This is a genomic window from Pseudomonas sp. PDM04 (assembly GCF_014851765.1).
Taxonomy (GTDB): Bacteria; Pseudomonadota; Gammaproteobacteria; order Pseudomonadales; family Pseudomonadaceae; genus Aquipseudomonas.
In genome coordinates this window covers 756,690-767,255 of record NZ_JACVAI010000004.1, presented here as the reverse complement: position 1 = coordinate 767,255, position 10,566 = coordinate 756,690, and the positions used below count along the sequence as shown (strand labels likewise).

Genomic DNA, 10,566 nt, shown 5'->3' with positions numbered 1-10,566 from the left:
CCAGGCTTCGATGACCTGAAGCAACTCGCTGCCGAAAACTGCGTAACTCTTTGTTTACCAAGGAGTTTTCCGTTTCGACTGCGCCGGAAGTGGGGCGAATTATAGACGTCCAGAATCTGCCGTCAACATGTTTTTTTACATTTCTATCAATAACTTGCAGAAAGGCAGAAAGCAGCCTGCTCTTCTATATAGAAAGGCCACTTCCTATATAGAAGGCACGCTTAAAGAACCCCGGCTTCCTTGAAGGCTGCAACCGCCTGCGCGTCCATCCCCAACACCCGCTGCAGCACCTCAAGCGTGTGCTCACCCAGCAACGGTGGCGCGTGGCGATACTCCACGGGCGTTTCGGACAGACGAATCGGGCTCGCCACCTGCGGCACCTTTCCAGCCAACGCATGAGGCAACTCGATCGCCAGCCCACGCGCCTTCACCTGGGGATCGGCAAAGACCTGGGCCAGGTCGTTGATCGGCCCACACGGCACACCCGCCCGCTCCAGTTGCGCCACCCACTCAGCCGTGGTCTTGAAGACCGTAGCCTGGCGAATCAAGGGAATCAGTACCGCCCGGTTCGCCACTCGCTGCGTATTGGTGGCAAAACGCGTGTCATCGGCCCATTGCGGCTGCCCGGCCACTTCTGCAAATTTTCGGAATTGCCCGTCGTTACCCACGGTCAGGATGAAATCGCCATCCGCTGTAGGAAAATCCTGGTAGGGCACAATATTCGGGTGCGCATTCCCCAGACGCTTGGGTGCATTGCCCGTCGCCAGATAATTCATTGCCTGGTTTGCCAGGCAAGCCACCTGGACATCCAGCAACGCCATATCGATGTGCTGACCGCCACCACCCTGATCCCGATGCGCAAGCGCCGCAAGAATCGCCACGGTCGAGTAGAGTCCGGTCAGGATATCCGTTAGCGCCACGCCAACCTTCACCGGTCCAGCACCCTCCGCACCTTCAGGCTGCCCTGTAAGGCTCATCAGGCCGCCCAGCCCCTGGATCATGAAGTCGTAACCGGCGCGCTTGGCATAAGGACCGGTCTGGCCAAACCCGGTGATCGAACAATAGATCAGCTTCGGGTTGATCGCCTTGAGCGACGCATAGTCCAGCCCATAAGCCGCCAGCCCACCCACCTTGAAATTCTCGATCAGGATGTCTGACCTGCAAGCCAGCTCGCGCACCAGCGCCTGACCTTCCGGACGCGTGAAGTCGATGGTCACCGATTGCTTGTTGCGATTGGCCGACAGGTAATAGGCAGCCTCGCTGGTGTTCTCACCGTACGCATCCTTGAGGAAAGGAGGCCCCCAGGCGCGCGTGTCATCACCGCTGCCCGGACGCTCGACCTTGATCACTTCGGCGCCAAGGTCCGCCAATATCTGCCCGGACCAGGGCCCGGCCAGCACTCGCGATAAATCCAGCACCCGCAGATGCGAAAGCGCGCCCATGGTGTTCTCCTGTCAATAGAACGCCTGAAGGCCGGTTTGCGCGCGACCGAGGATCAGTGCGTGGACGTCGTGCGTACCTTCATAGGTATTCACCACTTCCAGGTTGACCAGGTGCCGGGCCACACCGAATTCGTCGGAGATGCCGTTGCCACCCAACATGTCACGCGCCATGCGGGCAATGTCCAGGGACTTGCCGCAGGAGTTGCGCTTCATCATCGAAGTGATTTCCACCGCCGCAGTCCCTTCATCCTTCATGCGCCCCAGACGCAGACAACCCTGGAGTGCCATGGTGATTTCGGTCTGCATATCGGCCAGCTTCTTCTGGATCAACTGAGTAGCGGCCAATGGCCGACCGAACTGCTGACGGTCCAGCGTGTACTGGCGAGCGGTATGCCAGCAGAACTCGGCAGCCCCCAGCGCCCCCCAGGAGATGCCGTAGCGTGCGGAGTTGAGGCAAGTGAAGGGACCTTTCAAGCCACGGACGTCGGGGAAGATGTTCTCTTCCGGCACGAATACGTTGTCCATGACGATTTCGCCGGTGATGGATGCACGCAGCCCCACCTTGCCGTGAATCGCCGGAGCACTCAGGCCCTTCCAGCCTTTCTCCAGGACGAAGCCACGGATGTCGCCGGCATCATCCTTGGCCCAGACCACGAACACGTCGGCGATCGGACTATTGGTGATCCACATCTTGCTGCCCGTCAGGCTGTAGCCGCCGTCCACCTTGCGCGCACGGGTAATCATCGCACCCGGGTCGGAACCATGGTTAGGCTCGGTCAGACCGAAACACCCGATCCACTCGCCCGTCGCCAGCTTCGGCAGGTACTTCTGCTTCTGCGCTTCAGTGCCGAACTCGTTGATCGGCACCATCACCAACGAAGACTGCACGCTCATCATCGAGCGGTAACCCGAGTCGACGCGCTCGACTTCACGGGCGATCAGACCGTAGCTGACGTAATTCAGACCGCTACCGCCATATTGCTCAGGAATGGTTGCGCCCAGCAGGCCCACTTCGCCCATCTCGCGGAAGATCGCCGGGTCGGTCTTTTCATGGCGGAAAGCTTCAAGAACACGCGGTGCGAGTTTCTGCTGAGCGAACTGCTCGGCGGTGTCGCGAATCATGCGCTCTTCTTCGGTGAGCTGTTGATCCAGCAGCAGGGGATCAATCCAGTTGAAGCTGACTTTGCCGCCCATGAGTATGTCCTCTCGAATCGGGTCAAATAACGTGGACTGATCCTAGGCCTGCTTCGTCGCCGTCGCAAACGAGGATTTTGCATGCTGTTGTGTTAATTTCTCACTCCGAAACATCGCATAACGGTCATTTTGTGATGAATTAGTGAGGTAGATGTACATGCGCAGAAAAATCCCCAGCACAGCGGCCCTGATCAGCTTCGAAGCCGCTGCGCGCCACGAGAGCTTTACCAAAGCGGCGCAGGAGCTTTCCCTCACTCAGGGTGCCATTTGCCGACAAATCGCCAGCCTTGAGGAGTTCCTCGGCGTGGAGCTGTTTCGACGCTCCCGGCGCGGGGTAAAGCTGACGGAGGCCGGACTGTCCTACAGCCGCAGGGTGGCTACCCAACTGGACGCAGTCGAGCGCGACACGCTGTCGGTGATGGGCCAGCAAGGCACCAACGTGATCGAACTGGCAGTCGTACCGACCTTCGGCACCCAGTGGCTGCTGCCCCGACTCAAGGACTTCCAGCAAAAGCATCCCGAAGTAACGGTCAACCTCACTAACCGAACCCGCCCCTTCCTGTTCGCGGATACCGAATTCGATGCGGCGATCTACTTCGGCGATGCGGACTGGTCGGGCACCGAATCCCACAGATTGATGGGTGAAAACCCCATGCCGGTGTGCAGCCCCAACCTGATGGGCCGGAAGACCAGCCTGACCCTTGCCGAAATCGCCGAACTGCCACTGCTGCAGCAGACCACTCGGCCCTATGCCTGGCGCCAATGGTTCAACTCGCAAAACCTGAACGTCCCGCGCGACATGACAGGTCCCCGCTACGAGCTATTCTCCATGCTGGCCCAGGCCGCCATGCACGACATGGGGATTGCCTTGATCCCGCCGTTTCTGATTCAGCGCGAACTGGCGGAGAAACGCCTGGTAATCGCCAACACGCAATCCCTGACGAGTATCAAGGCGTACTACCTGATGATTCCTGATCGAAAGGTCGAATCGGCGTCCCTGAAGGCATTTCGCGACTGGCTGGTGAGCCAGGCACAGAGCTACAGCCTCGAAGAATAAAGGCACTCAGACTAAATTGACTTCGTAGTCAGAAAAATCAAAGCCCTACAGATATAACTATTTGTCGCATATCCGCAGACTGTATCGGAATCAGTACAAACGTCCCACAAGCGCCATGACACGTGGCTTTGAGCCGCTATCCGATACCCATGTTCGCTCATTCACCTGACCAATGAGTAAATTCCTGAAATTGCGCCAGAATCCATACGAGGCAAGGCCCACAAGGGATTGACCCGTTCCGTTGCGACATTCGGTCACAGGGTGACTTGTAGTTAATTTTCCGTCACCCGTCATAATCCCTTGAAGGGCACATTGTTCGCCTGCAAAATGCCGCGCCCCGCCTTGAATTGGCGGGATCGTGCTGATCGGCCGCCCCAGCCGCACCATCCGAAGTGCCTGGGTTAATTCAATAAGATCACGCAGGAGATTTGACGTGCACATTGGTGTTCCTCTCGAAACCCAGACGGGTGAAACACGGGTTGCTGCAACCCCGGAAACCATCAAGAAGCTGATCAGCCAGGGCCATAAGGTCACGGTTCAAAGCGGCGCCGGTGTAAAAGCCAGCGTTATCGACAGTGCCTATGAAGCGGCAGGCGCAACCATTGGCAGTGCCAGTGACGCGTTGGGTGCCGAGCTGATTCTCAAGGTGGTCGCCCCCAATGACAGCGAACTCGCCCTGATCAAGAGCGGCACGGTTGTGGTGGGCATGCTCAACCCGTTCAGCAATGAAACCATCGCCAAGCTGGCAGAGTGCGGTATTACCGCATTCGCACTGGAAGCCGCGCCACGGACCTCCCGCGCCCAGAGCCTGGATGTGTTGTCCTCCCAGGCCAACATCGCGGGTTATAAAGCCGTACTCCTGGCCGCTCACCATTACCCACGCTTCATGCCGATGCTGATGACAGCCGCAGGCACCGTGAAAGCGGCCCGCGTACTGATTCTCGGTGCCGGCGTTGCGGGCCTGCAGGCCATTGCGACGGCGAAACGCCTGGGCGCGGTGATCGAAGCGTCTGACGTGCGCCCGGCCGTCAAGGAACAGATCGAGTCCCTCGGCGCCAAATTTGTCGACGTGCCTTACGAAACCGATGAAGAGCGTGAATGCGCCGTCGGTGTCGGCGGTTACGCGCGCCCAATGCCGGCGAGCTGGATGCAGCGCCAGGCCCTGGCCGTGCATGAACGCGCCAAACAGGCTGACATCGTCATCACCACCGCACTGATTCCGGGCCGCAAGGCACCGACGCTGTTGAGTGCCGAAACCGTGGCGCAAATGAAGCCCGGCTCCGTGGTCATCGACCTCGCCGCCGCTCAGGGGGGCAATTGCCCGCTGACCGTGGCCGATCAGGTCGTGGTGGCGCATGGCGTAACCATTTGCGGCCCGACCAACCTGGCCGGTGAAGTCGCGGCAGACGCTTCGGCCCTGTACGCCCGCAACCTGCTGGACTTCCTCAAACTGGTCTTCAACAAGGAAGGTCAGTTCGAGATCAACCTCGAAGACGACATCGTCGCCGCGTGCCTGATGTGCCGCGACGGCCAAGTCATCCGCAAAAACGCCTAAGCAGGGATTCAGACGATGGAAGAGCTTATCTCCCCCGGTATCTACAACCTGATCATCTTCGTGCTGGCGATCTATGTCGGTTATCACGTGGTCTGGAACGTTACGCCTGCACTGCACACGCCCTTGATGGCGGTGACCAACGCAATTTCGGCGATCGTGATCGTTGGCGCCATGCTCGCCGCGGCGCTGACCGTGACGCCACTAGGCAAAACAATGGGCACCCTGGCAGTGGCCCTGGCAGCGGTGAACGTATTCGGTGGCTTCCTGGTCACCCGCAGAATGCTTGAGATGTTCAAGAAAAAAGCCCCGAAAGCCACAAAAGAAGAGGCGCCGAAGTAATGAGCATGAACCTGGTAACGACGCTCTACCTGATCGCGTCCATCTGCTTCATCCAGGCCTTGAAGGGCCTGTCGCACCCGACCACGTCGCGTCGCGGCAACCTGTTCGGCATGCTTGGCATGGCCTTGGCGATCCTCACCACCGTGGGCCTCATCTATAAGCTCGGTGCTGAGCTCGCCACCGCAGGCATCGGCTACGTCATCGTCGGCCTGCTGATCGGCGGCACCGCTGGCTCGATCATGGCCAAGCGCGTTGAAATGACCAAGATGCCTGAACTGGTCGCCTTCATGCACAGCATGATCGGCCTGGCGGCGGTGTTCATTGCCATCGCTGCGGTCGTCGAGCCGCAATCACTGGGTATCGTCAAACAGTTGGGCGATTCGATTCCGGCAGGTAACCGCCTGGAGCTGTTCCTCGGCGCAGCCATCGGCGCAATCACCTTCTCCGGTTCGGTGATCGCCTTCGGCAAACTCTCGGGCAAGTACAAGTTCCGCCTGTTCCAGGGTGCACCCGTACAGTTCAGCGGCCAGCACAAGCTGAACCTGCTGCTGGGCCTGGCCACGCTGGCACTGGGCGTCACCTTCATGCTGACCGGCAACCTCGCGGCCTTCGCGTTGATGCTGATCCTGGCCTTCGTCATGGGCGTGCTGATCATCATCCCGATTGGCGGCGCCGACATGCCGGTGGTGGTGTCAATGCTCAACAGCTATTCCGGCTGGGCGGCGGCGGGTATCGGCTTCTCGCTGAACAACTCGATGCTGATCATCGCCGGCTCGCTGGTGGGCTCGAGCGGTGCGATCCTCTCGTACATCATGTGCAAGGCGATGAACCGCTCCTTCTTCAATGTGCTGCTCGGAGGCTTCGGCAATACAGCCGACGCAGGCCCTGCCGGCGCCAAGGAAGAGCGCCCGGTCAAATCCGGTTCGGCTGACGACGCGACTTTCCTGCTGACCAACGCCGACACCGTGATCATCGTTCCAGGCTACGGTTTGGCGGTGGCTCGGGCACAACACGCGTTGAAAGAGCTGACCGAGAAGCTGACTCATCACGGCGTCACTGTGAAGTATGCGATCCACCCGGTCGCCGGCCGGATGCCCGGCCACATGAACGTATTGCTCGCCGAGGCAGAAGTGCCTTACGACCAGGTGTTCGAGATGGAAGACATCAACTCCGAGTTCGGCCAGGCCGACGTGGTACTGGTACTTGGCGCCAACGACGTGGTCAACCCCGCCGCGAAGAACGATCCGAAATCGCCGATTGCCGGCATGCCGATTCTCGAAGCGTTCAAGGCCAAGACCATCATCGTCAACAAACGCTCGATGGCCAGCGGCTATGCCGGTCTGGACAACGAACTGTTCTACCTCGACAAAACCATGATGGTGTTCGGCGACGCCAAGAAAGTCATCGAGGACATGGTCAAAGCCGTGGACTAAAACTTGCTCCAACGCAATACCCAAAACCTCAGCCTTTAGTAGGCTGGGGTTTTTTATTACCCGTCGAAACCCGACAAAAGGCTCTAAATCAGGGGTATGCATTCGACCATGGTAGCGCGAGGATTTTTTTTCAAATCACTAGACTGCACACCTTGCTTCCGTTGCCCGAGATAACAATCCATGTACCGTGAACGTATTCGCTTGCCTTCGTTGTTGGAAAAGGTAATGAGCGCAGATGACGCTGCCGCTCTGATTGAGGACGGCATGACCGTCGGCATGAGTGGTTTCACTCGAGCCGGCGAAGCCAAGGCCGTGCCTCATGCACTGGCCGAGCGCGCCAAAGTTTCTCCTCTGAAAATCACCCTGATGACCGGCGCGAGCCTGGGCAACGACCTCGATAAACAACTCACCGAAGCCGGCGTTCTTTCGCGACGCATGCCGTTTCAGGTGGATAGCACGCTGCGCAAGGCGATCAACGCTGGCGAAGTGATGTTCATCGATCAACACCTATCGGAAACCGTCGAGCAATTGCGCAATCAGCAGTTGAAGCTGCCGGACATCGCGGTGATCGAGGCCGTCGCGATCACCGAGCAGGGCCACATCGTGCCCACCACTTCCGTGGGTAACTCGGCCAGCTTCGCGATTTTCGCCAAACACGTGATCGTTGAGATCAACATGGCGCATAACCCGAACCTCGAAGGTTTGCACGACATCTACATCCCGACCTACCGCCCGACTCGCACACCGATCCCGCTGGTGAAGGTCGATGATCGCATTGGCAGCACCGCCATCCCGATTCCGCCGGAAAAGATCGTCGCCATTGTCATCACCCATCAGGCGGATTCGCCGTCGACGGTCACGCCACCCGACGCCGATACCCAGGCGATTGCCGACCACCTGATCGGCTTCCTGAAGCAGGAAGTCGCCGCCGGACGCATGAGCAACAAGCTCGGCCCGTTGCAGGCGGGCATCGGCAACATCGCCAACGCGGTCATGTGCGGCCTGATCGACTCGCCGTTCGAAGACCTGACCATGTACTCCGAAGTACTGCAGGACTCGACCTTCGACCTGATCGACGCCGGCAAGCTGAGTTTTGCCTCAGGCAGTTCGATCACCCTGTCGAGCCGTCGCAACAGCGATGTGTTCGGCAACCTGGAGCGCTACAAGGACAAACTGGTCCTGCGTCCGCAAGAAATCTCCAACCACCCGGAAGTGGTGCGCCGGCTCGGCATCATCGGCATCAACACCGCGCTGGAGTTCGACCTGTACGGCAACGTCAACTCCACTCACGTCTGCGGGACGCGGATGATGAACGGCATTGGCGGTTCGGGTGATTTCGCGCGCAACGCGCACCTGGCGATCTTCGTGACCAAATCCATCGCCAAGGGTGGCGCGATCTCCAGCGTGGTACCGATGGTCAGCCATGTCGATCACACCGAACACGATGTCGACATCCTGGTGACCGAGATCGGCCTGGCAGACTTGCGCGGCCTGGCGCCACGGGAACGGGCTCGCGCGGTCATCGACAACTGCGTGCACCCGGATTACCGCCAGGCGCTGAACGACTACTTTACCGCCGCGTGCGCCCTGGGCGGCCACACCCCGCATATCCTGCGCGATGCCCTTAGCTGGCACATCAACCTGGAAGAAACCGGGCGAATGCTCGCCCAGTGATGGGTACAGATAGCAGCTGACGCAAACACAGTTTCGTCAGCTGCCTATTGCCACGCCCCAACCTGAAAAAAACTGTACTGCTGTACCGGTGTTTTCCTACCGCATTTGCTTACCACAACTGCCAAAATGACCAAAAACGCACCAATCAAGTGCGCATAGGTACAGTTGCCTCAATTTAGACCAGTACACCACTCTTAAACAGTTAACTGGTCTCTCACAATACAGGTGAACTGTATCTAGAGAGACTGGCCAAACGAGAGGATCATTGGCATCAGTTAAACCACTACCTAATCCCGCCACAAGCGGAAGGATGTCTACCATGGAACGTACACTCAGTTCCGAGCTGTTCTTCGAAGATACTGCTGCAAAAACCCAGGCTTCCCTGCCTCTTCGCGTTATCGCCAACCTGATGCTGTGGCAGCGCCGCATCTCCAGCCGCCATCAACTGGCTCGCCTGGATTCGCGTCTGCTGGCCGATGCCGGGATCAGCGAAGCACAACGCTACGAAGAACTGGCCAAGCCGTTCTGGCGCTAATTTAGCGTCGCTGGCTCTGATCCGCAGGATCACCCGCCAGCACCCGAATTGAACAAACAAGACCCGTCGTGGGAAACCACGACGGGTCTTGTCGTTTCCGAGCGTTGAAACCTGAAAACAAAAGGGCAAGCGCATAACAGGTACAGTTTAAATTTTATAGAAACTGAACCAGTACAATTCAATGTACGTGTGTCTGTCCCAGGGCATCCCCCGGACGCACCATAGGGTCCCGATTCACCGTAAAAAGGGACTGCCCATGAGCAACTTACTGGATGTTACTGCCGACACACCCTGCCCGAATGTTCGACTCACCTGTTTCCGAAGGCTGCTCAGGGGGCTCGCGGACGGCTTCGAGAGGGCGAGAACCCGCCGCTTGCTGGCCCAGCTCGACGACCGACAGCTCTCCGATATGGGCATCAGCCATTCAGATCGCTTCGAGGAATTGGATAAACCGTTCTGGCGCTGACACAGACGGTACTGTGCGAACCGGCACTGGCAGGCCTAATATCACGTCAGAACGTGGCGATGATTGCGTGACAGGCGTCTGACTCGACAGATACTGCGCCACCTCTCAATCCGTTCACCCATAGGAGTTACACCATGTCCCGTCTCCGCCTGCTCAGTGCTGCAGCCCTGCTTGCCGTGGCTGCCAATTCCCACGCCACCAGCTTCATCGTGACCACCGACGCCGTCGTCGGTGCCCTCAAGGCCACCTCCGACGCGACTTCCGATGTCACCTCGTCCTTTCGCGATGACAAGATCGTCCGTGCCGCCCGTGACGATGCCGCCAGTTTTGTCGCCAGCGAAGGCGCCATCCGGGGCGTGAAGCTGGAAAGCGCACTCGACCACATTCGCCATCAGGCACCTGGCCTCAACGCGACCGACGCGCAGCTGGCTCAAGCGATCCTGACGATCTGAATCGCCGCCGACACGGGACACTCGCAAGCTGTCCCTGCGCCCCGGCACTGGCTCTAGGCCGGGCGTTACGCTAGCCTTGGGACTCTTTTTCAACTGTCGAGTCCCATGAGCTTTCCTAAATACCTGCTGTTCACACCGGTTTTTTTCGCCTGTTGGATGGGTTCGGTCCAGGCCTTTGACCTGACCACTCAAGGTGTCGTCGCTTCGGGTTACGCCACAAGCATGGTGACCTCCGCCCCCTTCGACCGTAAGCTGCTGGCTGCCCGGGATGACGCCGCGTCATTCATTGCCAGTGACGGCCAATTGCGCGGAGCACAGCTGGAGTCCGCCCTGAATTATCTGCACCGGACCCAGCCAAAACTTCATGCAAGCGACCTTGAACTGGCACAGGCTATTCTCGTCCAATAGATATCCTTGTT

11 protein-coding genes are annotated in these 10,566 nt (G+C 58.8%); 9 read left to right on the top strand and 2 right to left on the bottom strand.

The annotated features are described in order from the left end of the window. Positions 1-221: 221 nt before the first annotated feature. Together IB249_RS19635 and IB249_RS19630 are read right to left on the bottom strand one after the other, a co-directional pair. A complete protein-coding gene (locus IB249_RS19635; protein WP_192307360.1) occupies positions 222-1,442 on the bottom strand; it encodes a CaiB/BaiF CoA transferase family protein in 1,221 nt (406 codons plus the stop codon). A 12-nt stretch (positions 1,443-1,454) separates the two neighbouring features. Continuing rightward, a complete protein-coding gene (locus IB249_RS19630) occupies positions 1,455-2,636 on the bottom strand; it encodes an acyl-CoA dehydrogenase (protein WP_192307359.1) in 1,182 nt (393 codons plus the stop codon). 157 nt (positions 2,637-2,793) lie between these two features. On the opposite strand from IB249_RS19630, the gene IB249_RS19625 reads away from it, so the two are divergent. The 9 genes from IB249_RS19625 (at position 2,794) to IB249_RS19585 (ending at position 10,555) form a co-directional block, all read left to right on the top strand. After that, on the top strand, positions 2,794-3,693 hold the full coding sequence (locus IB249_RS19625) for a LysR family transcriptional regulator (protein ID WP_192307358.1): 900 nt from the start codon (positions 2,794-2,796) through the stop codon (positions 3,691-3,693). A gap of 433 nt (positions 3,694-4,126) precedes the next feature. Next, positions 4,127-5,248, top strand: coding sequence for a Re/Si-specific NAD(P)(+) transhydrogenase subunit alpha (locus IB249_RS19620; RefSeq protein ID WP_192307357.1), 1,122 nt, complete (start codon positions 4,127-4,129; stop codon positions 5,246-5,248). Positions 5,249-5,263: 15 nt separating this feature from the next. Beyond that, complete coding sequence (locus tag IB249_RS19615; RefSeq protein WP_192307356.1) at positions 5,264-5,587, top strand: NAD(P) transhydrogenase subunit alpha; 324 nt, start codon at positions 5,264-5,266, stop codon at positions 5,585-5,587. Further along, positions 5,587-7,020: an NAD(P)(+) transhydrogenase (Re/Si-specific) subunit beta gene (locus IB249_RS19610; protein ID WP_192307355.1), complete on the top strand. Its 1,434-nt coding sequence runs from the start codon at positions 5,587-5,589 to the stop codon at positions 7,018-7,020. The genes IB249_RS19615 and IB249_RS19610 overlap by 1 nt, the downstream gene beginning before the upstream one ends. 180 nt (positions 7,021-7,200) lie before the next feature. Further along, complete coding sequence (locus IB249_RS19605; protein ID WP_192307354.1) at positions 7,201-8,694, top strand: acetyl-CoA hydrolase/transferase family protein; 1,494 nt, start codon at positions 7,201-7,203, stop codon at positions 8,692-8,694. Positions 8,695-9,013: 319 nt separating this feature from the next. After that, positions 9,014-9,229 (top strand): DUF1127 domain-containing protein, encoded by a 216-nt coding sequence (locus IB249_RS19600; RefSeq protein WP_192307353.1) that lies wholly within the window; start codon positions 9,014-9,016, stop codon positions 9,227-9,229. Between the two features lie 256 nt (positions 9,230-9,485). Then, complete coding sequence (locus IB249_RS19595; protein WP_192307352.1) at positions 9,486-9,695, top strand: DUF1127 domain-containing protein; 210 nt, start codon at positions 9,486-9,488, stop codon at positions 9,693-9,695. Between the two features lie 134 nt (positions 9,696-9,829). Next, on the top strand, positions 9,830-10,147 hold the full coding sequence (locus IB249_RS19590) for a DUF2388 domain-containing protein (protein WP_017335802.1): 318 nt from the start codon (positions 9,830-9,832) through the stop codon (positions 10,145-10,147). Positions 10,148-10,252: 105 nt separating this feature from the next. Next, positions 10,253-10,555, top strand: coding sequence for a DUF2388 domain-containing protein (locus IB249_RS19585; protein ID WP_192307351.1), 303 nt, complete (start codon positions 10,253-10,255; stop codon positions 10,553-10,555). Positions 10,556-10,566: the final 11 nt, after the last annotated feature.